Source organism: Limnoglobus roseus (assembly GCF_008254045.1).
GTDB classification, from domain to species: Bacteria; Planctomycetota; Planctomycetia; order Gemmatales; family Gemmataceae; genus Limnoglobus; species Limnoglobus roseus.
In genome coordinates this window covers 9,243,044-9,266,605 of sequence record NZ_CP042425.1, presented here as the reverse complement: position 1 = coordinate 9,266,605, position 23,562 = coordinate 9,243,044, and the positions used below count along the sequence as shown (strand labels likewise).

The 23,562-nt window shown below is 65.7% G+C and carries 23 protein-coding genes; 8 read left to right on the top strand and 15 right to left on the bottom strand.

Annotated features, from left to right (window positions below; genetic code table 11):
• Nucleotides 1-27 precede the first annotated feature (27 nt).
• The 6 genes from PX52LOC_RS39660 to PX52LOC_RS39635 form a co-directional block, all read right to left on the bottom strand.
• Nucleotides 28-801: a succinate dehydrogenase/fumarate reductase iron-sulfur subunit gene (locus tag PX52LOC_RS39660; RefSeq protein WP_149115278.1), complete on the bottom strand. Its 774-nt coding sequence runs from the start codon at nt 799-801 to the stop codon at nt 28-30.
• 43 nt (nt 802-844) lie between these two features.
• A complete protein-coding gene (locus PX52LOC_RS39655; RefSeq protein WP_168219546.1) occupies nt 845-2,761 on the bottom strand; it encodes a fumarate reductase/succinate dehydrogenase flavoprotein subunit in 1,917 nt (638 codons plus the stop codon).
• A 112-nt stretch (nt 2,762-2,873) separates the two neighbouring features.
• The gene (locus tag PX52LOC_RS39650) at nt 2,874-3,665 is read right to left on the bottom strand and encodes a succinate dehydrogenase cytochrome b subunit (protein WP_168219499.1); all 792 of its coding nucleotides are present in this window, start codon (nt 3,663-3,665) and stop codon (nt 2,874-2,876) included.
• Between the two features lie 136 nt (nt 3,666-3,801).
• Nucleotides 3,802-4,125 carry a hypothetical protein gene (locus PX52LOC_RS39645; RefSeq protein WP_149115275.1) on the bottom strand — a complete coding sequence of 108 codons (324 nt, stop codon included), beginning with the start codon at nt 4,123-4,125 and terminating at the stop codon, nt 3,802-3,804.
• Entirely contained in the window at nt 4,118-4,351 is a 234-nt protein-coding gene (locus tag PX52LOC_RS39640; protein WP_149115274.1) for a hypothetical protein, read from the bottom strand. The genes PX52LOC_RS39645 and PX52LOC_RS39640 overlap by 8 nt, the downstream gene beginning before the upstream one ends.
• 50 nt (nt 4,352-4,401) lie before the next feature.
• Nucleotides 4,402-5,634 carry an LL-diaminopimelate aminotransferase gene (locus PX52LOC_RS39635; protein ID WP_149115273.1) on the bottom strand — a complete coding sequence of 411 codons (1,233 nt, stop codon included), beginning with the start codon at nt 5,632-5,634 and terminating at the stop codon, nt 4,402-4,404.
• Nucleotides 5,635-5,907: 273 nt separating this feature from the next.
• Between PX52LOC_RS39635 and PX52LOC_RS39630 the strand changes: the two genes are divergently transcribed.
• The 7 genes from PX52LOC_RS39630 to PX52LOC_RS39600 all read left to right on the top strand — a co-directional run bounded on the left by PX52LOC_RS39630 (nt 5,908) and on the right by PX52LOC_RS39600 (nt 12,907).
• Complete coding sequence (locus PX52LOC_RS39630) at nt 5,908-6,816, top strand: ABC transporter permease (RefSeq protein ID WP_168219498.1); 909 nt, start codon at nt 5,908-5,910, stop codon at nt 6,814-6,816.
• A gap of 27 nt (nt 6,817-6,843) precedes the next feature.
• Nucleotides 6,844-7,437, top strand: coding sequence for an SIS domain-containing protein (locus PX52LOC_RS39625; RefSeq protein WP_149115271.1), 594 nt, complete (start codon nt 6,844-6,846; stop codon nt 7,435-7,437).
• Between the two features lie 6 nt (nt 7,438-7,443).
• The gene (locus tag PX52LOC_RS39620) at nt 7,444-8,727 is read left to right on the top strand and encodes an ABC transporter ATP-binding protein (RefSeq protein ID WP_149115270.1); all 1,284 of its coding nucleotides are present in this window, start codon (nt 7,444-7,446) and stop codon (nt 8,725-8,727) included.
• A gap of 121 nt (nt 8,728-8,848) precedes the next feature.
• Complete coding sequence (locus PX52LOC_RS39615; protein WP_149115269.1) at nt 8,849-9,799, top strand: glycosyltransferase; 951 nt, start codon at nt 8,849-8,851, stop codon at nt 9,797-9,799.
• Nucleotides 9,799-10,746 carry a glycosyltransferase gene (locus PX52LOC_RS39610; protein ID WP_149115268.1) on the top strand — a complete coding sequence of 316 codons (948 nt, stop codon included), beginning with the start codon at nt 9,799-9,801 and terminating at the stop codon, nt 10,744-10,746. The genes PX52LOC_RS39615 and PX52LOC_RS39610 overlap by 1 nt, the downstream gene beginning before the upstream one ends.
• Entirely contained in the window at nt 10,743-11,759 is a 1,017-nt protein-coding gene (locus PX52LOC_RS39605; protein WP_149115267.1) for a glycosyltransferase family 2 protein, read from the top strand. Before PX52LOC_RS39610 ends, PX52LOC_RS39605 begins: the two co-directional genes overlap by 4 nt.
• Entirely contained in the window at nt 11,741-12,907 is a 1,167-nt protein-coding gene (locus tag PX52LOC_RS39600) for an acyltransferase family protein (RefSeq protein WP_149115266.1), read from the top strand. The genes PX52LOC_RS39605 and PX52LOC_RS39600 overlap by 19 nt, the downstream gene beginning before the upstream one ends.
• Before the next feature lies 1 nt (nt 12,908).
• On the opposite strand, the gene PX52LOC_RS39595 is transcribed toward PX52LOC_RS39600, so the two are convergent.
• On the bottom strand, nt 12,909-13,784 hold the full coding sequence (locus PX52LOC_RS39595; protein WP_149115265.1) for a DUF6585 family protein: 876 nt from the start codon (nt 13,782-13,784) through the stop codon (nt 12,909-12,911).
• Nucleotides 13,785-13,865: 81 nt separating this feature from the next.
• Here PX52LOC_RS39595 and aroF point away from each other — a divergent pair, with 81 nt between their 5' ends.
• On the top strand, nt 13,866-14,879 hold the full coding sequence (gene aroF, locus PX52LOC_RS39590; protein WP_149115264.1) for a 3-deoxy-7-phosphoheptulonate synthase: 1,014 nt from the start codon (nt 13,866-13,868) through the stop codon (nt 14,877-14,879).
• A 106-nt stretch (nt 14,880-14,985) separates the two neighbouring features.
• Here the strand turns inward: aroF and PX52LOC_RS39585 are convergent, their stop codons facing one another.
• The 8 genes from PX52LOC_RS39585 to PX52LOC_RS39550 are packed head-to-tail and all read right to left on the bottom strand — an operon-like array spanning nt 14,986 to nt 23,410.
• On the bottom strand, nt 14,986-16,647 hold the full coding sequence (locus tag PX52LOC_RS39585; protein WP_149115263.1) for a serine/threonine protein kinase: 1,662 nt from the start codon (nt 16,645-16,647) through the stop codon (nt 14,986-14,988).
• 43 nt (nt 16,648-16,690) lie between these two features.
• Nucleotides 16,691-17,953, bottom strand: a complete 1,263-nt coding sequence (locus PX52LOC_RS39580; protein WP_149115262.1) for a pilus assembly protein TadG-related protein — start codon at nt 17,951-17,953, stop codon at nt 16,691-16,693.
• Nucleotide 17,954: 1 nt separating this feature from the next.
• Nucleotides 17,955-18,434 (bottom strand): TadE/TadG family type IV pilus assembly protein, encoded by a 480-nt coding sequence (locus tag PX52LOC_RS39575; protein WP_149115261.1) that lies wholly within the window; start codon nt 18,432-18,434, stop codon nt 17,955-17,957.
• A gap of 15 nt (nt 18,435-18,449) precedes the next feature.
• Complete coding sequence (locus PX52LOC_RS39570) at nt 18,450-18,854, bottom strand: TadE family protein (RefSeq protein WP_149115260.1); 405 nt, start codon at nt 18,852-18,854, stop codon at nt 18,450-18,452.
• A 7-nt stretch (nt 18,855-18,861) separates the two neighbouring features.
• Nucleotides 18,862-19,788: a type II secretion system F family protein gene (locus PX52LOC_RS39565; RefSeq protein ID WP_149115259.1), complete on the bottom strand. Its 927-nt coding sequence runs from the start codon at nt 19,786-19,788 to the stop codon at nt 18,862-18,864.
• A 7-nt stretch (nt 19,789-19,795) separates the two neighbouring features.
• A complete protein-coding gene (locus PX52LOC_RS39560) occupies nt 19,796-20,779 on the bottom strand; it encodes a type II secretion system F family protein (RefSeq protein WP_149115258.1) in 984 nt (327 codons plus the stop codon).
• Nucleotides 20,780-20,793: 14 nt separating this feature from the next.
• Entirely contained in the window at nt 20,794-22,161 is a 1,368-nt protein-coding gene (locus PX52LOC_RS39555) for a CpaF family protein (protein ID WP_149115257.1), read from the bottom strand.
• Entirely contained in the window at nt 22,103-23,410 is a 1,308-nt protein-coding gene (locus PX52LOC_RS39550) for an AAA family ATPase (protein ID WP_149115256.1), read from the bottom strand. The genes PX52LOC_RS39555 and PX52LOC_RS39550 overlap by 59 nt, the downstream gene beginning before the upstream one ends.
• Nucleotides 23,411-23,562: the final 152 nt, after the last annotated feature.

The following is a 23,562-nucleotide window of genomic DNA, read 5'->3' as shown; positions in this document are numbered from 1 at the left end:
ACGTCTGGCCCTCTGCCGCGGGCGGGGTCACGCCCCGCCGCGGGCTTCGCCCTTGACGGCGGCCTTCACGGCGCTGCCGATGTAGTCGCGGTTCAGGCCGCTGATGAACTCGGTGCTGATCTCCTTCGGGCAAGCGGCTTCGCACTCGCCGATGAACGTGCAGTGGCCGAAGCCTTCGCGGTCGTGCGTGGCGACCATCTTCCGCACGCGGTCGGACTGCTCCGCTTCCCCCTGCGGCATCGCGCCGAGGTGGCCGACCTTCGCGGATAGGAACAACATCGCCGAGGCGTTCGGGCAAGCGGCCGCACACGCCCCGCAGCCGATGCACTGGGCCGCGTCCATCGCCTTATCGGAATCGGCCTTGGGAATGGGGAGCGAGTTGCCGTCGGGGGCACCGCCGGTGTTCACGTTCACGAACCCACCACTCTGGATGATGCGGTCGAACGACGAACGGTCTACGACTAGGTCGCGGAGGAGCGGGAAGCCCTTCGCCCGCCACGGTTCGACGTAGATGTTGTCGCCGTTCTTGAAGCTCCGCATGTGCAGTTGGCACGTCGTCGCCCCGCGCTCTGGGCCGTGGGCGAGGCCGTTAATCATCATCGCGCAAGACCCGCAGATGCCTTCGCGGCAGTCGTGGTCGAAGGCCACCGGCTCGACGCCGTCCTTGATGAGCCGTTCGTTGAGGACGTCGATCATCTCCAGGAACGACATGTCGCCGGTGATGTCGTCCACGTTGTACGTGACCATCTGCCCGCGGGCGTTCGGGCCGGGTTGCCGCCAGATGTGCAGGGTGAATTTCATAGTGAGCTTCGAGTGTGAGTGGCGAGTTGCGAGCAACTCGGAACTATTTGTACGATCGCACCGACGGCTTCACAGCGTCCCACGTCAGTTCTTCGACGTTGCGGCTCGGGGTGGCGTCCGGGCCGTTGAACGTCCAGGCGGCGACGTGGCTGAACTTCTCGTCGTCGCGCTTCGCCTCACCGTCCGGGTACTGGTACTCCGAGCGGAAGTGGCCGCCGCACGACTCGTCCCGCTGGGCGGCGTCCATCGCGAGAAGTTGGCCGAACTCCAGGAAGTCCCAGACGCGGTTGGCCCGTTCGAGGGCCATGTTCAACTCAGTGCCGGACCCGGGCACGGTCAGGTTGTGCAGGAATTCCGCTTGCAGTTGGCGGAGCGCCTTCGCGGCCTCCTCGCAACTCTTCTTGGTGCGGGCCATGCCAACGTTTTCCCAGAGCAGCTTGCCGGCCTCACGGTGGTACTCCACGGCCGTCTTCTTTCCTTTCGCCGCGAGGAGCTTGTTCAGGCGGTCGGTGACTTCGCTCTCGGTCCGCTTGAAGTCGGCGTGCGTCGTGGGCAAGGTGCCGGGCGTTTCGCCAGCCAGCCAGTGGGTGAGCGTGTACGGCAGCACGAAGTAGCCGTCGGCCAGCCCTTGCATGAGGGCTGACGCCCCGAGGCGGTTGGCCCCGTGGTCGGAGAAGTTCGCCTCGCCGATGACGAACAGGCCGGGCACGTTCGACATCAGTTCGTAGTTCACCCACAGCCCGCCCATCGTGTAGTGGAGGGCGGGGTAGATGCGCATCGGCCGCTCGTAGCCGTTCTCGCCGGTGATCCGCTGGTACATGTCAAAGAGGTTGCCGTACTTCTCGACGATCTTCGCTTTCCCCTGCTTGGCGATGGCGGCGCCGAAGTCGAGGTACACGCCCCGACCGCCGGGGCCGACGCCGCGGCCGTCGTCGCACGCCTCTTTCGCCGCCCGGCTGGAGATGTCCCGCGGGGCAAGGTTGCCGAAGCTCGGGTACTTGCGTTCGAGGTAGTAGTCGCGATCGGCCTCGGCGATTTCGCTCGGGTGCTTGCCGCAGTCGGCCTTGTTCTTCGGCGCCCAGACGCGGCCGTCGTTCCGCAGGCTCTCGCTCATGAGCGTGAGCTTCGACTGGTGGTCGCCGACGACGGGGATGCAGGTCGGGTGAATCTGCGTGTAGCACGGGTTGGCGAACGCAGCCCCTCGCTTGTACGCCCGCCACGTCGCGGTGACGTTACAGCCGATGGCGTTCGTGCTGAGGTAGAAGGCGTTCGAGTAGCCGCCGGTGGCCAGCACCACGGCGTCGGCCGCGTAAGACTTCACTTCGCCGCTGATAAGGTTGCGAACGACGATCCCCTTCGCTCGGCCGTCCACGGTGACGAGGTCGAGCATCTCGGTGCGGGGGAACATCTTCACGTTGCCGGCGGCGATCTGCCGGGCGAGAGCCTGGTACGCGCCGAGGAGCAACTGCTGGCCCGTCTGGCCACGACAGTAGAAGGTTCGCTGGAGTTGAGCGCCGCCGAAACTGCGGGTGTCGAGCAGGCCGCCGTACTCGCGGGCGAACGGCACGCCTTGCGCGACGCACTGGTCGATGATGTTGACCGACACTTCCGCCAGGCGGTGGACGTTGGCCTCGCGTGCCCGGAAGTCGCCGCCCTTGATGGTGTCGTAGAAAAGCCGCCAGACGCTGTCGCCGTCGTTGCGGTAGTTCTTGGCTGCGTTGATCCCGCCCTGGGCGGCGATGCTGTGCGCCCGCCGCGGGCTGTCGTGGAAGCAGAACGCCTGCACGTTGTAGCCGAGTTCCGCCAGCGACGCCGCCGCGCTCGCCCCGGCCAACCCCGTGCCGACGACGATAACGGTGTACTTCCGCTTGTTCGCGGGGTTGATGAGTTGTTGCTTCTTCTTGAAGTTCGTCCACTTCTCGGGGACCGAGCCGGCCGGAACTTTCGAATCGAGTTGGATCATGTGTCACTCAATCGTGTGGCCGCAGGTTCACGCGGATCAACGCAGATGAGGTCCGAAGCTCTTTTCGTCGGATCTGCGTTCACCGTCTTCGTCTGCGGCGAAATCTCTTCTACATCTTCACCCAACCGACCCACACGGCGACGACGATGGCGACGTTGCCGACGAAAATCACCCCGGCGGTGCCGTAGCCGATGAGGCGGGCGACCGGCAGGAACCGGCGGTTCACCAGGCCGAGCGTCTGGAGCGAACTCTGGATGCCGTGGCTCAGGTGGATGAACAGCACCATTTGCGAGATCAGATAGATCGCCGACAGCCAGCCCGTACTGAACCCGGCGACGACCATCTTGTACACGTCGTGGACGACCACACCGTCGTCGAGCTTGTAGGTGAGCGACAGGTAGTTCCGCTCGCCCTTGCCGTCGGCGGCCGGGATGCCGTGGACCATGCCGAAGGTGTAGTGCAGCAGGTGGAAGATGATGAACAGGCCGACGACGATGCCGGTCTGCACCATCGTCTTCGACTGCGGCGTCGCCTGGGCGGAGTTGTTGTAAGCGTACCCCACCGGCCGGGCCGCCATCGCCTTCGTCTTCAGGGAGAGGGCCACGCTCAGGTGCAGGACGAAGACCAGGAAAAGCCCCGCCCGCGCGACCCAAATCCAGGCGCCGATGTCGTGCTTCAGGAAGTAGGCGTACTTGTTGATGCTCTCCGGCCCGGAGAACATCTTCAGGTTGCCGACCATGTGCGTGACGGCGAACGACATCAGCAGCAGGCCGGTGATCGCCACCAGAATCTTCTGGCCGACGCTGGACCCGAGGTAGGTGTTCAGCCAATCGAAGGGGTTACTCGCCGAGCCACGGAGGCGGGGGCCTTTGGGATTGATCGCGGCGGAGGTGGCACTCATGCTCGGTGGGACCGTTCGAGTGAGATTGGCGGCTTCAAGTTCATCATAGACGGGTAACGGCCGAAAGCCCACCCGTCGCGACAGCTTGCCCATCCGGATGGGCGACGCCGCGGCTGGCACAACCGTACCGATGGGGTCACGACGGCCGTTCCAACGGCGAGCCGGGGGCGGGCCGGATGTCGCGGATGCTCACGGTGCGGGCCGGAACATCGACCGCGTACCACACTACGAACCAGTGGGGAATCATCCCGCGGCACTCGCGGGCGGAGATGACGCGATAATTCCACTGGAAATCGCCCCACCCGACCGGGTCGTACTTGAGATTTCGATCCACCGCCCTCAGGGCGTCGAGCAACCCGGCCCTCTGGCCGGGATCGGTCGTTCGCGCCACCCAACGCCGAATGCGGGGAAGAACCTCCGGAGCGTAGATGAGGCTATACCGCGGAGGTTGCTCAGCCATGTTCGGCTTCCAGTTCCGCGATCAGCTTTGCCAGCCCGTCGGGCACGCCCGTCTCGCGGATTCGCAGCAACTCGGCTTCCTGTTCCGGCGTGGCAAGCGGGAGCAAGGCGACGGCCTGAGCCTTTGCGAGATCGCGTTCATACCGCAATTCGGCATTCTCGTGAGCTAGCACCTTCAACTGTTGCTTCAGTTCGTCGATCATCACCGCCATCGTCGCTTCGCTCACGACAAACCCTCCTGTTCGGGCCGTACCCCCTCATCCTACCCGACGGCGGCTTAGAACGTCAGCTTCATCCCCTTCAACCGATTCATTGTCTCGGCCATCAGGGCGTCTTCCTCGGCTTCATCTTTCGCGATGTACGTCACGCTGAACCGCAGGAACGAACCTGCGTCGTCCCACGGCACGCAGCAGACGCTCTGCTCGTGGATGAGGTACTGGCTCGCCTCCTCCGCGTTCGCGAACTTGCGGTCGCCGGCCGCTTTCGGCGACGATGTGTAGAGGAAGTACGTGCCGCCCGGCACCTCGCACTGGAAGCCGACCGCCTTCAGAGCCGTGACGAGCTTCTTCAGTCGCCGTTCGTACTTCGCCTTCACGGCCACCGGGATCGCGGGGTTCCGCAGGGCGGCGGCGGCGGCGTGCTGGATCGCCATGAACTGGCCGCTATCGCTGTTGTCCTTCACGTCCGCGTAGGCTTGCACGATCTTCGGGTGCCCGGCCACGAAGCCGAGCCGCCAGCCGATCATGTTGAACCCCTTCGACATCGAATGCACTTCGACGCCGACGTCCTTTGCCCCGTCGATTTGGAGGAAGCTCAACGGCTCGCCCTGGTAGCTCAGGCAGATGTGGGCGGCGTCCTGCACCACGACGATTTCGTTCGTGCGGGCGAAGTCGATCACCCGTTTGTAGAAGTCCTTCGTCGCGACCGCCCCGGTCGGGCTGTTCGGGTAGTTGATGACGAGCAGTTTCGCCCGCTTCTTCACGTCGGCCGGGATGCCGGCGAGGTCCGGGAAGAAGCCGTTCTCTTTCAACAGCGGCAGTCGGTGAACGTCGCCGCCGAGGTACTTCGTCCACGTCCCGGCGACCGGGTAGCCGGGGACGGTCATGAGCGTTACGTCGCCGGGATTGATGAAGCACGCCGGGAGCATCGCGTAGGCGGGCTTCGAGCCGATACAGTGGCAGATTTCCGTGACCGGGTCGAGCGTCACGCCGAACTGCCGCTTCATGAACTCGGCGGCCGCGTCCTTGTAGTTCTGAATGCCGTTGTCGGCGTACCCGCGGTTCTCGACCTTGTCGGCCTCGGCCTTCAGCGAGGCACGAACGCTCTCATCGGCCATGTCGTCGTTTTCGCCGATGCCGAAGTCGAGGAGCTTGCGCTCCGGGTGCTCGGCGAGGGCCTGGCGCTTGGCCCGCTTGATCTTCTCGAACTTGTAGATGGCGTCGGACTTGCCGTAATTCGCCCCGCCGATCCGCTCGGCGAACAGCGATTGAAACCAGGGATCGACAGACATCGCGTGGGAACCCAGGGGAAGGGAGAAAACAGTCAGGGTAGTTCTACTAATCCTCACCGCGGGTGTCAGAATCAAGTTTCGGCCAGACGCCGATCGCCCGTGCTGGAAATTCCTGCTGCACGCGAACTCGCTTCAAATACGGCAATCAAGGCAAACCTCACTTCTCATTTCGGTCCAGGAAGGGCTATCTTTTCCCCGGCGGGACTCTGCTTCCGACTCTAGGATTCCGTAACCTGCATGAAGTCTGTTCGTGCGTGCCCCGAGGTGGTCCGAGTGAGCGTTGTTGTGGACGAGTCTGCCAGTGGAACCGTGACGCCGCTGCCCGCGAAAGCGTCTGGCCCACTGCCGCACGAGCCGCATTTGACCGTCGTCGAACCGCGGGCAGGGTTTACGCTCCGTGACCTGAGCGAACTTTGGCGGTACCGCGAACTCGGGTACTACCTCATCCTCCGCGAGATGAAGCTCCGGTACAAGCAGACCATCCTCGGTGTCGGCTGGTCGCTCTTCCAGCCGGTCGCGACGGTGATGGTGTTCGTTGTCTTCATCGGGTGGATGGGCAAGACGGCGGAAGGCATCCCGAACTATGCCCTGCACGTCCTGCTCGGCGTGCTGCCGTGGACCTACTTTGCGTCGGCGATCAACAACGCCGGTAACAGCCTCGTCGCGAACGAACGGCTGGTCACGAAAGTCTACTTCCCGCGACTGCTCCTGCCGCTGTCGAACGTCGGGTCGGCCACGGTGGACTTCGGCGTAGCGCTCGGCCTCGTGGCGATCGTCATGGCCTGGTACGGCGTCTTGCCGGGGTGGACGGTCATCTTCGCGCCGCTGGTCGTTGCGCTGCTCGCGATGCTCGCCATCGGCCTCGGCGTGATGCTCTCGGCTCTGATCGTGGCCCAACGCGACTTCCGCTACCTGCTTAACTTCGGCATCCAACTCTGGATGTTCGCGACGCCGTGCATTTACCTCGGCCGGCACGCCATCGGGCCGCGCGGCGAGCAGGTACTTGCCGTGAACCCGATGTACGGCATCATCCTGAGCTTCCGCAACCTCGTCCTCGGCACGCCGATGGACGCCCACAGTTGGTTCGCTCTCGGCATGTCGGCCGTCATGTCGGTGACGTTGTTGTTCGCGGGGCTGGTCTATTTCCGCCGGGTCGAGCGGACCTTTGCCGATACCATTTAAGGCATAACCCCTCCTGAGGAAATTGCCATGCTCGGAGCAACGATGCCCGCGGGCCCGTTCTTGAAGCGGATCGCCGACGAACTCTTGCGACTCGAACCGGCCGAAGTGACGAAGCTCGCCGACCTGATGTACGACTGCTACCGCAAGGGCAAGTTGATCTTCGTCATCGGCAACGGCGGCAGCGGGTCGAACGCCTCGCACTTCTGCGAGGACATCGGCAAGGGCACGCTCCGCCGGCAGGACTTCGACGACGACGCCAAGAAGCGGTTCAAAATCCTCAGCCTGACCGACAACACGCCCTATATTCTGGCGTGGGGCAACGACGAGGGGTTCGACCGCGTCTTCCTCGAACAGCTGAAAAACCTGGCGTCCGAAGGCGACCTGCTCATTGCCATCAGTGGCAGCGGCAACAGCCCGAACGTCCTGCGGGCCGTCGAGTGGGCGAACAAGCACAAGCTCACGACCTACGGCTGCACCGGCTTCGACGGCGGCAAACTCCGCGGCCTCACGCAGCACAACCTGCACGTCGACCTGAAAGACATGGGCATCGTCGAGACGCTCCACCTCGCGGCCTTTCACTGGGTCGTGGACGACCTGTACCGCCGACTGAGCGAAAGTTAACCCGACATGAAACCGGCCCTGCGAGTGGAGAACGTCTCGAAGCGGTACGCCATCGGGGCGAACCAGGCGATGGTCGGCGACCTGCCGAACATCACGGACTCGGTCCGGCGGTTCGCCTCGGGCACGTTGCGGAAGGTCCGTGCGTTACTGCAACCGGGTCGCTTCGCGGACGACGCGAACAGTTTTTGGGCCGTCAAAGACGCTTCCTTCGAGGTCAACCCCGGCGAGGCGGTCGCGCTCATCGGTCGCAACGGGGCCGGCAAATCGACGCTCTTGAAGGTGCTCTCCCGCATTACGGAGCCGACGCAGGGCCGCATCGAAATCCGCGGCCGGTTGGGCAGCCTCCTCGAAGTCGGTACCGGCTTTCACCCGGAGTTGACCGGCCGCGAAAACGTCTACATGAACGGCAGCATCCTCGGCATGTCCCGCCGGGAGATCAACGCGAAGTTCGATCAGATCGTCGAGTTCTCGGAGGTCGGCAAGTTCCTCGACACGCCGGTGAAGCGGTACTCGTCCGGCATGTACGTCCGCCTGGCGTTCGCCGTCGTTGCCCACCTGGACCCGGAAATTCTCATCGTCGATGAGGTGCTGGCCGTCGGCGACGCGAACTTCCAGAAGCGGTGCATCGACCGCATGATGGACCTGGCGCGGTCGGGCAAGACGATCCTGTTCGTCTCGCACAACATGCAGCAAATCCCCCGCCTCTGTCAGCGGGCGGTGATGCTGGAACGCGGGCAAGTCGTGGAAGTCGGCCCGGCCGGCGACGTTGTGCAGCACTACATGGACCAACTGCTCGTCGACGCCCGCACCGGCGACCTGCGGAACAAGACCCGCACCGGCGACGGTCGGGCGAAGTTCGTGCGGGCCGGCCTCGTGGACAACGACGGCCGCCCGCTGACAGTCTTCACGACCGGCGACGACCTGATCCTGCACATGGACGTGGAAGCGACGACCGACCTGCCGGACGCGAACATCCTCGTGGCGGTGCAGACCCTCCACGGCACGCGGCTCATCAGCGGCTGGACGGACGAATCGCACTTCCCAGTGACGCTGACAAAGGGCCGACAGGGGTACGAGTGCCGGTTCAAGAACGTCGCCATCCGGCCGGGCAACCCGATCATGGTGTCGTTGCGGATCGCCCTGGAGAACCAAACGCTGCTCGACTTCGTCGAGAATGCGCTGGTCTACGACGTGGTCGGCGACGACCGCTCGCGGCACCTGTACACGAACACCGAACTCGGCGTGATCGCCTACGACACCGAGTGGAAGGGCGTAAAGGCCGCGGAGTAATGCGGATTCACCACAGAGGGCACAGAGAACACAGAGAAAAGGCATAAGGCTGGGTTTGGTCTTCTGAACTGCCCTCGGTTCTTCCTCGGTGTTCTCTGTGCCCTCTGTGGTGAAATCGGTATTGCTCTTCTACATGCTCATCACCGTCGCCATCTGCACCTGGAACCGCTCGCTGTTGCTCGACCGCACACTGACGCATTTGCACCGCCAGCGGATCCCGGCCGGCGTCGAGTGGGAAATCGTACTCGTCGATAACAATTGCACCGACGACACCGCGGCCGTGGCCGAGAAGCACGCGAAGACGCTACCCCTGCGGCGGGTGGTGGAAACGCAACAAGGGCACTCGCACGCCCGCAACCGGGCCGTCGACGAAGCCCGCGGCGAGTTGGTCCTCTGGACCGACGACGACGTGAACGCCTCCGAAACCTGGGTGGCCGAGTACGCCCGCATCGCTCAGTTTTACCCCGACGCCGGGTACTTCGGCGGGCGCGTGACGCCGTGGTTCGCGGACGAGATTCCGGCGGCCACCCGTGCGATGATCGAGGCGAACCTGCCCCTTCTGGCCCCCGTGTATTCGCTGAAAGACTACGGCACGGAAATCCGCCCGTTCGCGCCCGGTGAGGGGCCGTTCGGCGCGAATATGGGGTACCGCACCGACGTGCTGCGGCGGTTCCGGTTCGACCCGAAGTTCGGCCGCGTGAAAACCGGTCTGATCGGGGCGGACGAGGTGTCGGTCGTGCGGGCGGTACAAAACGCGGGTATTCCCGGTGTGTGGATCGGCTCCACGGAAATACAACACTATATCCCGCCGGATCGCACGACGGTCGTGCACTTCTGGCGGTACTTCGAGGCGCTCGGCCGCACGCAAGTTCGGCTCGAGGGCGTAACGCCGGCCCCCACTCTCCTGGGGCGGCCGCGTTGGGCCGTGCTGGGTAGTTGGAAGGCGCGGGTGCGGGCCTGGCTCGGCCGACAGGCGAACCGACCCGATTGGCTCGCGCACTACCTGACCGCCGCGAAACTCGCCGGCTACGCCGACGAAGCCTCCCGGATTGGCTCGCCCCCGTACCGTTGATGTCGTTCGTCACCGTTGCCATCTGCACCTGGAACCGGGCACCCATGCTCGACCGGGTTCTCACGCACCTGGAGACGCTCCGCGTCCCGCCCGGCACCGACTGGGAAGTGCTGGTGGTGAACAACAACAGCACCGACGACACCGACGCGGTGGTGGCGAATCACGCCGGCCGGTTGCCCATCCGCCGGGCCTTCGAGCCGCAAGCCGGGATCGCTCTGGCCCGCAACCGGGCCGTCGCCGAGGCCCGCGGCGACATCATCGCCTGGACCGACGACGACGCCTTCCCCGAACCCGACTGGATCGAGAAGACGCTGACCGCGTTGGAACGGTTCGACGCCGAGATGGTCTTCGGCAAGGTCGAACCCCTCTGGGAGACGGGCCGGCCGCCGTCGTGGTTTACCGAGAAGTACCGGGGCATGTTCGCCCTGATCGACCTCGGTGGGCCGCCGCGGGTGGTGAAGGAACCGCACGTCGTCGGCTTCAACGTGAACATGGCCTTCCGCACGTCGATCGTGGCCAAGATCGGCGGCTACCGGACCGACATCGGCCGCGGCCGGATGGCCGGCGGCGAGGACATCGACCTGTTCCAGCGGGCCCACCGGTCCGGCGTCGCCGTCGCCTACGAACCGGCCGCCGTGGTCCGCCATTACATTCCCGCGTCCCGGTGTACCAAGGCCTTCTACCGCCGGTACACCTGGGGCGGCAGTCCGAACCACTTGATGCTCCTCCGCGACGAGTCGCAGCGGGTGCCAAAACTGTTCGGCCTGCCCCGGTATTTCCTGCGGCAGCAGTGGCCGTACCTGTCGGGCTACGTGCGGGCACTTCTCCGCGCCGACCGGGCGGAAGCGTTCTATTGTGAACTGAAACTGATCCGCCTCGTCGGGCTGTACTGGTCAATCCTGACCCGCCGCGACCCGAAGGGCGTGCAACACCGTGCGGGCGAATGACCGAGACGCTGCCACTGCCGACCGCCCCAACATCGCCGCCCCGGAACGACCGCCTGTGGGTCGTACTCGTCAACTTCAACGGCCTCGACGACACGCGGAAGTGCCTGCGGTCGCTTGCCGACGTGCCCGACGCCGTCTCGGTGGTCGTGGTCGATAACGCCTCGAAAGAAAACGCCGTCCCGATCCTTCAACGCGAGTTCCCCTGGGCCGACTTCGTTCGCAGTGAGGTGAACGGCGGGTGGGCGGGCGGCAACAACCTCGGGGTGCAGCACGCCCTCGCCCGCGGGGCCGAGTGGGCGATTCTGCTGAACAACGACACCGTCGTGCCGCCGCGGTTCGTGCGGCGACTGACGGAAGCGGCGGAAGCGTTCCCGAATTACGGCGTGCTCGGTCCGGTGATCCTGTTCATGGACGAGCCGACAAAGGTGCAGACGACCGGCGTCGTGTTCAACCGGCCCGACCGCGACGGTTTCTTCCAGCCGATCGACGTGCCGCACGACGCGGAGGGGCGGGTCGGCGTCGTCGAGTGTGACATCGTCAACGGCTGTTGCCTGATGATCCGCCGCGACGTGGTGGAGAAGATCGGGCTGGTAGACGAGGCGTTCTTCCTGATCCACGAGGAGTCCGACTGGTGCCTGCGGGCGCAGGCGGTGACGAAGTGCGGCATCGTCGCCGACGCCATCGTCTGGCACAAGGGATCGAGCAGCTTCCAGCGAGAGGGGAAGAAGCTGCAACGCTACTACGACGCCCGTAACCTCGTGCGGCTCCTCCGCAAGCACCGCAACCGCCCGACGGCCCGCCGCTTCCTGAAGGGCTTTCGACACTACCTCGGCTACGCCTTCCACCGTTACGCCCACGAGCGCGGGCGGGGCTTTCGCGACTCGGCCGACGCGGTACTGGAGGGCGTGTACGACGGCCTCACCGGGCGCTACGGCCCGCGGCAGGATCGCTGGCGGCCTGGTCTAGGGCTGCTACGGATGGCAGCGGGCTTGGTATGGAGGGTGAAGAAGTAGCCCGCAACCACTCGCTCGATATCTTGCGGGGTGTCGCCATCCTGATGGTGCTGGCCACGCACCTGGCGAACTCCTTCGCCCGTGGGACGCCACTCGCCGACGCCCTCAGTGTCGGCGGCCGCGGCGTCGATCTGTTCTTTGTCCTCAGCGGATGGCTACTCGGCTCGCAACTCTTCCGCGAGGCCAATCTCACCGGCACCGTTGCCGTCCGCCACTTCTGGGCGCGCCGCTGGCTGCGGACAATGCCGGCCTACTACGCGGTGCTGTTCGCCACGTTCGCGCAGTTCGTCGTGCAAGGGAAGTCGGATCGGTTCGACTGGCGTTACCTCCTCTTCCTGCAAAACTACCTGCCGGAACGGCCGTTCCTCGGCGTGACGTGGTCGCTGTGCGTCGAGGAGCATTTCTACTTGCTCATCGCCCCTGCCGTGTGGATCGGCTATCGCTTTCGGCGGGCCGTCGCCGTTCTCGCGGTGGTGGTGTTGGCCTTGATCGTCGCCCACGTCGCGGGGTTCTACACGCACCGATCGGACTATCACATCACCGAGACGCACGTCATTTTCGAACAGTGCGGCCTCGGCGTGCTGCTGGCGTGGCTGGCCGTGAACCGGCCGCGAACGTGGCTCGCACTCTGCCGCACGTCGTTGCAGCTGGCGGTCCTCGGGCTGGTGCTGATCGGGGTGGCGGCCGTCAACCGCACGGTCTGGGCGTGGTGGCTCCCCGATTGGGGTACCGGCGGGTGGGCCGTGATCTTCGGCAGTTGGATCGTGCTGGCGAACTCGTCGCCGTTCTGGCGAGACCGTGTGCGCTCGCGGCTGTTGGCCTTCGTTGCGAGCCGCGCGTACTCGCTGTACCTCGTTCACATCGAGGCGATCACGCTGGCGAAGAAGCTGCCGCTGCCGGCCGAGGTGCAGGCGGTTGCCGCGTTCGTGCTGGCGTTCGCGATGGCGGAAGTGTTGTACCGTTTCGTCGAGAGGCCGTTTAACCGCCTGCGGGAAAGGTGGACCCCGTCCAGTCGCCTTTCTCCCTCCCCCCTTGGGGGGGAGGGTTGGGGAGGGGGGTACGAGTTTGCTACGGGAAGAGAAAGTGTCTCGCCCTCGGCCCCGCCTACCCCCCACCCTAACCCTCCCCCCCAAGGGGGGAGGGAATAAATCACTCGGCCATCGCTTCCTCTTCGGGTTCCTCCTCCACCTTCTTCGGCCCCAGCACGGTCAGGATGCCGAGGAGGACGTGCAGGTTCGGCACTTGCGAACTGTCCTTCACCAGCCACGTCCGCCAGGTGTTCTTCCGCTTGATCGTCAAAATCTTGTGCACCAACGACACCTCTTTGATCTCCGCCCACGACAGCGTTCGGTCGCCTTGTCGCAAGCCCTCGGGCGTCACGAAGAGGTCGCCGAAGGCGACGGACTTCCCGCGGCCCAGGTCGGCGAGGAGCTTTGGCCAGAGGACCGAGAACGTGCCGCGCTGAACTCGCTCGGCCAGGTCGGTGTAGTCGGCCACGGCGGGCGTAAAGCGGGTCTTCGTGCCGTCGGCCCGCTCAATCTCGAACCACGCATTCCAAACCTGCACTGCTGGGACCGACACCGGCAGCCAACAGGCCGTCAGTTGGCCGTTCACGCCCCAGCGGTATTCGGGTTCGTTCGCGTCAGTCTTCTGCCGCACGACGGCGATCGTTTCCCACGGGAACGACTCGACTTCGTCCGGCCGGAGGCGCAACAGGCCGGTCGGGAAGACGAGGACGCGCAACCCGCGGTTGCGGTACAGGAACCAGAGGAGGGCGGTGCCGATGATCGGCGGCCAGAACAGGATGTGGAACTGGAGGTGGTTGAACTGAGCGGGGCCGTGGACCCACCAGACGTAGTTCGCCACGACGCCGTACAGGATGAGCAGGATGCCGACGATGGCCTTGACCCGCGCCCACCGGCCGCCGGCGCGGAAGACGGCGTCCGGCGTGCCCAACTCTTTCGTCGCGAGGTCGACTTCTTCGTCGAGGGCGTCCGGCTGTTCGTCGGCGTCGGTCAGGCCCATTCCACCACTCCGGGTCACGCGGGACATGCTGTATAATACCCGTTCGCTCCCTCCGCGGCCGAATTCGACACCGGTGACCTCATGCTGATCGTCATGCAATCGCTCGCGACCGCGCCGCAGATCGACGCCGTCGTCGCCGCCGTCCGCGAACTCGGCCTCACGCCGCACCCCCTGCCGGGGGCCACCCGCACGGCCATCGGCATGACCGGTAACACCGGGTCGGTTGATCCGGGGCACTTCGAAGTGATGCCCGGCGTCGCGGAAGCGATTCGCGTGACGAAGCCGTACAAACTCGCCAGCCGCGAGATGCACCGCGAGAACACGACGATCACACTGCCGCAGTCCGACATCGGGTCGCAGACGTTCACCGTCATCGGCGGGCCGTGCTCGGTCGAGAGCGAGAAACTCCTGGTGCAGACGGCCGAGTTCTTGCTGTCGAAGGGCGTGAAACTCATGCGGGCCGGGGCGTTCAAGCCACGGACTAGCCCGTACAGCTTTCAGGGGATGGGCCTCGAAGGGCTGAAGCTGCTCCAAAAGATGCGGGCGAAGACCGGCATCGGCATCGTCACGGAACTGATGGACACCGAACACGCGGAGGCGGTGGAAGAAGCGACTGACATTATCCAGATCGGCGCGCGGAACATGCAGAACTTCAGCCTTCTGAAGCGGGTCGGCAAGTGCCGCAAGCCGGTGCTGTTGAAGCGTGGCCTGAGCGCGACGCTGGAAGAATGGCTGATGGCGGCCGAGTACGTGATGGCGGGCGGGAACTATCAGGTGATCCTGTGCGAGCGCGGCGTCCGCACCTTCAACGACCACTCGCGGAACACTCTGGACCTTTCGGTGATCCCGCCGGCCAAGGCACTCTGCCACCTGCCGATCTTCGTGGACCCGAGCCACGGCACCGGCAAGCGGGCCTACGTGCCACCGATGGCCCTCGCTTCGATTGCCGCCGGGGCGGACGGTTTACTGATCGAAATTCACCCCGACCCCGATCACGCGGCCAGCGACGGCCAACAGACGCTAAACTTCGAGGCGACCGAGAAACTGCTGACGCAACTCAAGACGCTCGCCGGAGTGTTGGGGCGGCGGATGTGAGTTTGGCGAGCGGGGAGCGTAAGCCCCCTGATTCTGATCCTGCTAGTCAAGAATCAGGGGGCTTACGCCTCCCGCTCGCCTTATTGCTGGGGGATGATCCACACCCTCAGCGGGAGACCCCGCCGAACAGCGTCGCCATCCAGCGTGCAAAACCGCTTGGCGCCTCGTCGGGCCACAGGGCCTCGTCCAGAGCCGTGCAGTTCCGCCACAGGCCGGCGATCATGCGATCGTCCAGATCGGCCAAAGATTCTGCCGTCACCCAGGGTTCCACCAGCGTTTCCAGGCGGTCGAATTGCCTGGCCCGTGGGTCGCGCCGGCCCTCTTTAACCTCGCGGATTGCGGCCGTCAGTTCGCGGTACAACGAGCGGTACTCGGCGGCCGTCAGGGCGGGAGTACGCCCTTCCGAGTAGCCCTCCACGACTCCGCACCATTCCTCCCAGAGCGGCAGCAAATCGGTCGTCGGCAACGGGGCCGGCTGCGAACATTCGATTGGCTTCGGCGGTTCGAGCCGGATCGGCGCAACGGAGTCTGCGATGATGTTCTTCACTTGTGTGATCCGCGTCTCAAGGTCGGGCGAACCCGAGGGCTGGGTACTCGCCGGCGGCTGAGCCGGCCAAATGTGGGTCAACAAGTTCACGGCCGGCCGGGAGGCCGGGACGGCCACGGCGTGCGAATTGAGGAGATCGGGCACGCGGATGCTGTCCGCGCGGGCGAACGCGGTGACGGCCGCGACCAGTTCCGCCGGCGTCTGGTAGCGGTCCGCGGGCGACTTGGCCATCAACCCGTGAATGATCGCCGCGAGGCCGTCCGGGATGCTCGGTCGGTGCGTTTGAATAGTCGGGAACTCGTGCTGGAGGTGCTTCAGCAGAACCATCTTCGTGTTCTGCCCCTCGAACGGCAGGTGGCCGGTGAGCGCGTAGTAGAGCGTACAGCCGAGGCTGTACAGGTCCGACCGCGTGTCGGCCGCGTGAACGTCGGTGATCTGCTCCGGCGGGATGAACGACGGCGTGCCGACGATGGCCCCGGCGTCGCACGGGAGCGTCGCCACCAGGCCGCCGCCATTCAGTCGGAGGCTCGCCAGCCCGAAGTCGATGACCTTCACTCGCACGGCCGTCGGGTCTGGCTCCGTGGCCCCGGCGAGCATGAGGTTGGCCGGCTTCAGGTCGCGGTGGACCAGGCCGTTGTCCTGGGCGTGCTGGAGGGCGTGGGCCGTTTGCGTCAGGATCGAACAAGCCAGCGGCGTCGAGATCAGGCCGTGGGCCTTCACGTAATGTTCGAGCGAGAGCCCGTCCACGTACTCCATGACGAGGAAGACCTTCCCCTCCACCTCGTTGGCATCGTAAGCGGCCGCGATGTTCGGGTGAGAGAGGCGGGTGGTCGTCACGACCTCGCGGACGAATAGGTCGCGCGTCCCCTGGTCTTGGCACAGGTCGGGGCTGAGCACCTTGATCGCGACAACCCGGTCCATGAGCTCGTGCCGGGCCTTGAAGACCTGTCCGAACCCGCCCCGGCCGAGTTCCCCGAGGATGCGGTACTGGCCGAGGATCAGCCCCTCCGGCTTCCCCTGGAGGATGCGGCTGAGTTGGTAGTCGTTCAGGTAGCCCTCGTCGAGGAGGAACTGCTGGAGCCGCGTGACCGGCTCGGTTTGCGCCTGTCGCTCCAGGATCTCGATGTCCGCGATGGACATCAGGCGGCTGGCTTTCAAGTGGCGGAAGAACATCCAGCCCCCGACCGGGTCGGATGGTTCTCTCAGGTCGGCCACGCTCATGGGCACACTCTCGTCGAATTCGCAATCACGGTAACACCTCACTCTACTCCACGATTCGAACGTCCGGCACCCGCGGCGGGTTTAGCCCGAGATTGATCGTGACGGCCCCGACGCCGCTGACGGTCATCGAGTCCGCGACGTAGGCCCCGCCCAGGATGTCCAGGCCGACGGCCGCACTGCCGGTCAGGTTGACCGCCCCCTTCGCGGCGTACACGACGCCGGTGATGGTCGTCAGCCCTAGCCCGGTGATCGACACGGGCTGCGTCAGGCTGCGGTTCTGGAAGAAGTTGATGCCCTGGAACGTCCCGGACAGCGGGGCGGTCATGACGACCTTCCCCAACCCGGTGACGGAGATCGGCCCGGAGGCGTAGGTGCCGCTGGTGGTGTTGTAAACCATGGTGCCCAGACCGGTGACGGTCGCCGCCCCGTCCACGCGGAAGCCGCCGCCCTCCATGATGTACGTGCCCGGTGTCATCACTACGACCGACACGCCCGTGACGCGAATGCCGCCTCGGTAGACGCCCGGTTGCAGGACTGCCGGCACGACGGTGTTGATGATCGTCGGCGTCGTACTGCGGACGGTCGCCCCGGCACTGTCGGGGATCGGCAGTCTGGCCAGTGGGTCGAGCGTCGGACTGATGCCGGTGCGGATGGGGGCCGAGAGCGGCAGGAGGCTGGTGTTTACCGCCCCGCCCGACACGCTGATTCGGCTGAGGGACGCGATGACCAGGCCGGTGCTGTTGAACGCGGCGGCGTCGGTCGAGTTCACGATCAGCGGCTTGTTGATGAGTGCGAACGCGGCGGCGGTGTTGCGGAACGCCGATGCCCCGGTGGATCGAAGGAGAATGATTCCGATGCGAACAGGCTCGCCCCGCCCGACGGCCCGGCCGGAGACTTGAATCGCCGTGCCCGTGAAGATGCGGCCGAAACTGGCGTCCAGCGACGTGTTGATGACGACTTCTGCGTGGCCGGTCTGGCCGGCGTAGGAGCCCGTTGTCGGCGGGATGTTAACGGTAACGGCCGACGCCGGGTAGCCGTTCGCCGCGGCCGACTGAATCGCCGCGGTGCGGGCCGACCCGCCAGGGTCGGAGCCGTTGTTGGCCCAGTAGTTCGCGTACAGGTCGGCTCCCGCTGCCAGGGCGGCCGCGTCGGCGGCGGTCTGAGCGCGGCGGCGCTCGTCCATCGTCCGCCCGCCGTCGAGGTTCAGGGCCACGACGCCGATCAGCACGGTCAGACAGACCATCACCTTGACCAGCACGGCAGCGGGTCGTCGCCGAAAGTCACGGGTTGGCGGAAGGTACAGCATCTCAGTTCACCATCGACATTTCGCAGACGCCCTGGAGCGTGAGCGGGTCGCCAAGTGCGTTGGCGGTAATCTGGTACGTGACCGTCACGCGGATGGCGTTGCTGACGTACTCCCCGGTCGCGGTGATCGAACGAACCGCCTTCGAGGACGCATCCCAGTCCTGAACGGTATTGTTCCCCTTGTCGATCAGTTGCACTCGCACCGAGAGGGCGGTCGGGTCCATCGCGGCAGTCCTTGGGACGATGGCCTGATCGACGATCTGCTGTTGCGTGGGCGAACTCTGGCCCGCGTCCACGCCGTAATCGGCCCCGCGGACGCTCGCCCACCGCGCCCCTTCGCGGGCCAGGCAGGCGACCTGTTGGTATCGCAGCAGATCCATGCCGCCGATGATGAACCCGATCACGAGCAGGCAGACAATCGGCAGCACGAGGGCCATCTCGACCGCCGTCGCCCCGCCGCGCGTTTTGTGAGGGACAGTCATCGCCGTTTCTCCGAATCAATCGCCCGGCCGCGGGGCCACGCGGACGGTACTCGACCGTTGCAGGGACACGCTCCGGCCGGGGATCAACGACCCCGTGAGGAGTGGGAAGTCGTACGTCACCGTCACCGTGGCCGCACCGCCAGCGACCGTCACGCTCACCTGTTCGGCGGTCAGGGCCGGCGACAAGGTCGCGCCTTCTGTCACCGCGGCCGCTTTCGCCGCATCGGCGGTGGTCGTCGTGCTCGGAACCCAGGTGGTTCCACTCGCCGCCATTGCGGCGACGCTGGCCGCGTTGTCGAGCGCCTGCGTCGCGTAGAAGACCCGGCCGAAGTCGATCACGGCCGAGAAAATCAGGGCCAGGAACGGCAGCAGGATCGCCAGTTCGACGGCGGCCGCACCGCGGCGGGGGATGTTCTTCATGGCCGCCTCACTTCACGAACAGTCGGGACATCTGCATCGCCGCCGGGCCGAGCAGCACGATGAACATGGCCGGGAAGATGCACAGGAGCATCGGGAACATGATCTTCACCGCCGCCTTCTGGGCGACTTCCTCGGCCCACACTTGTCGGTCCTGCCGGGCCGCGTCGGCGTAGGCGCGGAGGGCTTTCGCCACGCTCGCCCCGTACCGTTCCGACTGCAAGAGCGCCGCGGTCATGTCGCGGACTTCGGGCAGGCCGCAGCGGTCGGCGAAGGAACGGAACGCTTCCCCCGGCGTCAGGCCGAGTTGAATTTCCCGCTCGACGATCACCATCTCCGCACCCAACTCCGGGTGGATCGCGTGAATCTCCTGCGTGACCCAGTTGATCGCGGCGTTCAAACTCGCGCCGCCCTCGACGCAGAGCACCATGATGTCGATCGCGTCGGGCAGGCCGGCCCGCAGCTTCTTCTGCCGCTTCTTGATCTGCGACGACAGCACCAACGACGGTACGAGTAGTCCGAACGCGCCGCCGCCCGCCGCGATGAGCAGCACCTTCGTCCACGATAGATTGAACAGGATCGCGACCACGCCGCACAGCAGCGTGAACACCACCACCAGGATCAGTTGCAACCCGAGGAAGTACAGCGCCGCGGACGGCTGCCGGTAGCCGGCGAGCAGGAGCCGTGCTCCCACGCCCGATGTCGGGTTCTTGTCGCGGGCCGTCAGCCACGCCCCGAGGGCGACCACGGCATCGGCGAACCCCCGACGGCGGTCTTCGAGCGGTATCATTTCCGCTTCGGCCGGGCGGCTCAGTTCGCGCAGTCGTGCGGCGGCTCGCTTCTGGTCGCGCGTCGGTTGATCGGAGAAATACCGGCCGACGGCGACGATGCCGAAGAAGACCGCCAAGAACATCGCCGCTACCGCGAAATACAACATGGCGGCCTCACCCCTCGAAGTTCATGATGTTGCGAATCCAGAGGACGCCGATGCCCATGCACGCCACCGTCGCCACCAAGAGCCGCCACTGCGCGAGCAGCGCCTCGGCGTAGGTCCGGTTGAGGAAGTACATCACACCGAACGTCAGCACCGGTAGCACCAGGAGCGTGACGCTCTGCAACCGGCCTTCGGCCGTCAGTGCCCGCATCTTCTGCCGCAGCCGCAGCCGCGACCGCACGATCACCGCCATGCGCTCGAGGACTTCGGACAGGTTCCCGCCCGTCTGCCGTTGGATCGTCATGGCGACCACGAAGATTCGCAGTTCCAGAACGCCGGACCGCTGGCTCAGTTCGCGGTACGCCGTCTCGGGCCGTAGGCCGTGCTCGATCTGGTGGTTGCACCGGCTGAACTCGCCTTTCAGCGGGTCGTCGAAGGCTTCGGTCGCGGCCCGGAACGCTTCCGGCACCGACTGCCCGGCTTTCAGAACGCGGGCCATCAGGTCGAACGCCCCGGCCAGTTGCTTGACGTACCGCTCGCGGCGGGCCTTCCGCATCGCGTTCACGACCACGAGCGGCACGAGAATGCCCACCACGGCCGCGGCGACACCCGCGAGCCAGCCGACGAACAGGCCGGCGATCGACCCGATGACGACGGCCGCGCCGAGCGTGACCCCAGCGAGGTGGCTCGCCTTCAGCGGGATGCCGGCTTCCCGGAGGAAGTCTTCGGCCCACTCCCGCCGCGCGGCCCCGGCGGCGGGCACGATGCGGCTCCCCGTCAGTTGGCCCGAACCGCCGTCTTCGAGGTCGGCGTCCCACGACGCCACGTTGCGGTAAAGCGGCACGGCCGACGACTCGGCCGGGGTCGATTCGCCGAACTCGCCGGCCAACCGCCGCCGGAGTCGGCCCCGGCCGGGCTTCGAATACTCGGCCACCACGCGAAGGAGCGCCAGCGACCCGAGGGTGATGACTGCGAAAATGCCGATCGGTAACACGCCGCCACTCCCTTCTAGCGGACGCCCGGCTGGAGCAGCCGCTTGCGGAAGAGGTCCATCGACACCGCTTGCCCATGCGCTTCGAGCCGTTCCAGACAGTGCGGACGGAGGCCGGCCGCCTGGAAGCTCCCTTGTGCCCGCCGCTCTTCGTCGAGGCCCGTTTGCTTGAAGACGAACAGGTCTTGCATCGCGTAGTTGTCGCCTTCGACGCCGATCACCTCGGAGATCTTCACGATCTTCCGCGCACCACCGAGCAACCGGCTGACCTGCACGACGACGTGAATCGCCGAGGCGACCTGCCGCCGGATGACCCACAGTGGAAGATCGAAACCGCCCATGCCTACCATGACTTCGAGGCGGCCGAGGGCCTCCCGGGTGTCGTTGGCGTGGACGGTGGTCAGGCTGCCCTCGTGGCCGGTGTTCATGGCTTGCAGCATGTCCATCGCTTCGGGGCCGCGACACTCGCCGACGACGATCCGGTCGGGCCGCATGCGTAGGGCGTTCCGCATGAGTTCGCGGGTCGAGATTTCGCCGACGCCTTCCACGTTCTTCGGCCGTGTCTCCAGGCGGCCGACGTGCGGCTGTTGCAACTTCAGTTCGGCGGCGTCCTCGATCGTTACGACCCGCTCGTCCTCGGGGATGAACGCCGAGAGGGCGTTGAGCAGCGTCGTCTTGCCGCTGCCGGTCCCGCCGGAGACGACAATGTTGATCCGCGATTTCACGCACGCGGCGAGGAAGTCCATCATCTCCTGCGTGCACGATTTGTTCGCCACGAGGTCGGCCGCACGGATCGGCTGCGCGCCGAACCGGCGGATCGACACGAGCGCGCCGTCCAGAGCCAGCGGCGGGATGATCGCGTTGATCCGGCTCCCGTCCGGCAGGCGGCTGTCTACCATCGGGCAGGTCTCATCCACCCGTCGGCCGGCCTGGCTGACGATCCGCTGGATGATGTGCTGCAGGTGGGCCGCGTCGGTGAACGTGACGTCCGTCCGCTCCAGCCGGCCGTGCCGTTCGACGTATACCGCGTGCGGGCCGTTGATGAGGATGTCGCTGACCGTCGCGTCCTTCATCAACTGTTCGAGCGGGCCGAGGCCGAACGTCTCGTCCAGCACTTCGTTGACCAGCCGCTCTCGCTCCTGCTGGTTCAGCAGGTTCGGGCTTCGCTGGCAGAGTTCTTCCGCGACGCGGCGGACTTCCAATCGCAGTTGGTCCCGCGACAACGAATTCAGCGCGTTGAGGTCCATGCCGACAACGAGGCGGCGATGGAGTTGGCTCTTAAATCGACGGAGGTCGTCTGCGTGGTCGGGGCCGGGGTGCGCGGCTTCAAGCCGAGAGCGCTCGGACGCCGGCTGCACGAACGGTCGGGGCGTTAACCGGTTCATGGATTTCGTTCAACTCCTCGGGGGCGGCACTCGACCGCGGGGTGGGGATTGCGGGCTTCAGACGGCGGACCAGGGAGCGGAGCCGTGGGACGACACTGTTGCGGAACCAGTTCGAAACGCGAACGCGGGTCGGGACGCGGGGCGGCGTCGGGCTTTCCAGGCCGACGATCCGGGCGATGCTTTGCACGACGGGCGAGTTCGGCTCGGTGCAGGCCATCGGCTGGCCCATGTTGCTGGCGGCCCCCACCGTGGCCGGGTCGTGCGGGATGAAGACGGTCAGTTTCCCGCCGACCGCTTCTTCGGCTTCGGCCAGTGGCAGTTCGTTCGGCAGGCCGTGGTGGTTGACCACGATCTCGACGCGGTCGGCGGGAATGCCCCGCGAGGTCAGGAAGTCGAGGATGCGGCGGGTGTTGCGGATGGCCAGGAAGTCCAGGCGGCAGACGAGCAAGATGCGCGTGGCCTGCTCCAGCACGATGAACTGTTCTTCATGGAAGCAGTCTTCCAGGTCCGCGACGACGTCGGTGTACGAGTCCCGCGCCACGGCAACGGCGTGGGCCACGCCCTGCGGCGTCACGGAGCCGATCTGGTCGAAGTCCCGCGGTGCGGCCAGCAGGTCGATCCCGCTGGAGTGCCGGGCGAGGAGCTTCTCGTACATGCTCCGGTCGAGGCGAACGTCGTTCCGGCACAGGTCCGCGAGCGTGTACTGCGGCTTCAGGTCCAACAGTGGCGCGAGGTCGGCCTTGCCGGGGTTCAGGTCGATGAGGTTGCAGTGGCGGTATTCCTTCGCCAGCAGGGCGGCCAGGTTGACGGCGACCGTACTCGCCCCGCACCCGCCAGCGGCCGAGAGGACCGCGACGAGTTGCCCGGTGCGGTGGGCCGGCGCGCGGCGGGATCGCAAGGCGGCGAGGGCTGCGTCGAGTTCCGTTTCGAGTTCGTCCCGGTCGAGGAACAGGTCCGCCCCGGCCTGGATAGCCCGCAGAATGAACTTCGGGTCCGTCGCCGGGCCGGCGATCAACAATTGGCCTGCGATCAGTTCGCGCAACCGCCGCACCAACCCCAGCGTGAGTTCCGGGTGCGTATCGGCGAGCAGAACAATGACCAATTCCGGCGGTTGCTTGTGGCAGAACGATTCCGCCCGGTCGGGGGAAATAACGTCTGCCCGTTCGAAACCGCGACACGTCCGCAGGTGGGATTCAACAATGCCGACGGCGAGATTCCGCTGATCCGGCGTAATGATTGCAACTCGCATGAGACAACTCCACTAACCCATCGCACCACCGGCGACGTGCAAACGTAGAACTGCTCGTGCTCGTAATGTGTCAGGGGAACCCCGCATTTCGGGAACCATGAGGGGCACCGGAGGCTCTATCTTTCACGCGAGCATTTTTCAGAGAAAGGATT

Excerpts from the sequence above, each read along its gene's own strand:
- PX52LOC_RS39660 (WP_149115278.1), bottom strand. The coding sequence starts at position 801 with ATGAAATTCACCCTGCACATCTGGCGGCAACCCGGCCCGAACGCCCGC.
- PX52LOC_RS39650 (WP_168219499.1), bottom strand. The coding sequence starts at position 3,665 with ATGAGTGCCACCTCCGCCGCGATCAATCCCAAAGGCCCCCGCCTCCGT.
- PX52LOC_RS39645 (WP_149115275.1), bottom strand. The coding sequence starts at position 4,125 with ATGGCTGAGCAACCTCCGCGGTATAGCCTCATCTACGCTCCGGAGGTT.
- PX52LOC_RS39635 (WP_149115273.1), bottom strand. The coding sequence starts at position 5,634 with ATGTCTGTCGATCCCTGGTTTCAATCGCTGTTCGCCGAGCGGATCGGC.
- PX52LOC_RS39625 (WP_149115271.1), top strand. The coding sequence starts at position 6,844 with ATGCTCGGAGCAACGATGCCCGCGGGCCCGTTCTTGAAGCGGATCGCC.
- PX52LOC_RS39620 (WP_149115270.1), top strand. The coding sequence starts at position 7,444 with ATGAAACCGGCCCTGCGAGTGGAGAACGTCTCGAAGCGGTACGCCATC.
- PX52LOC_RS39610 (WP_149115268.1), top strand. The coding sequence starts at position 9,799 with ATGTCGTTCGTCACCGTTGCCATCTGCACCTGGAACCGGGCACCCATG.
- PX52LOC_RS39605 (WP_149115267.1), top strand. The coding sequence starts at position 10,743 with ATGACCGAGACGCTGCCACTGCCGACCGCCCCAACATCGCCGCCCCGG.
- PX52LOC_RS39600 (WP_149115266.1), top strand. The coding sequence starts at position 11,741 with ATGGAGGGTGAAGAAGTAGCCCGCAACCACTCGCTCGATATCTTGCGG.
- PX52LOC_RS39595 (WP_149115265.1), bottom strand. The coding sequence starts at position 13,784 with ATGGGCCTGACCGACGCCGACGAACAGCCGGACGCCCTCGACGAAGAA.
- aroF (WP_149115264.1), top strand. The coding sequence starts at position 13,866 with ATGCTGATCGTCATGCAATCGCTCGCGACCGCGCCGCAGATCGACGCC.
- PX52LOC_RS39585 (WP_149115263.1), bottom strand. The coding sequence starts at position 16,647 with ATGAGCGTGGCCGACCTGAGAGAACCATCCGACCCGGTCGGGGGCTGG.
- PX52LOC_RS39580 (WP_149115262.1), bottom strand. The coding sequence starts at position 17,953 with ATGCTGTACCTTCCGCCAACCCGTGACTTTCGGCGACGACCCGCTGCC.
- PX52LOC_RS39575 (WP_149115261.1), bottom strand. The coding sequence starts at position 18,434 with ATGACTGTCCCTCACAAAACGCGCGGCGGGGCGACGGCGGTCGAGATG.
- PX52LOC_RS39570 (WP_149115260.1), bottom strand. The coding sequence starts at position 18,854 with ATGAAGAACATCCCCCGCCGCGGTGCGGCCGCCGTCGAACTGGCGATC.
- PX52LOC_RS39565 (WP_149115259.1), bottom strand. The coding sequence starts at position 19,788 with ATGTTGTATTTCGCGGTAGCGGCGATGTTCTTGGCGGTCTTCTTCGGC.
- PX52LOC_RS39555 (WP_149115257.1), bottom strand. The coding sequence starts at position 22,161 with ATGAACCGGTTAACGCCCCGACCGTTCGTGCAGCCGGCGTCCGAGCGC.
- PX52LOC_RS39550 (WP_149115256.1), bottom strand. The coding sequence starts at position 23,410 with ATGCGAGTTGCAATCATTACGCCGGATCAGCGGAATCTCGCCGTCGGC.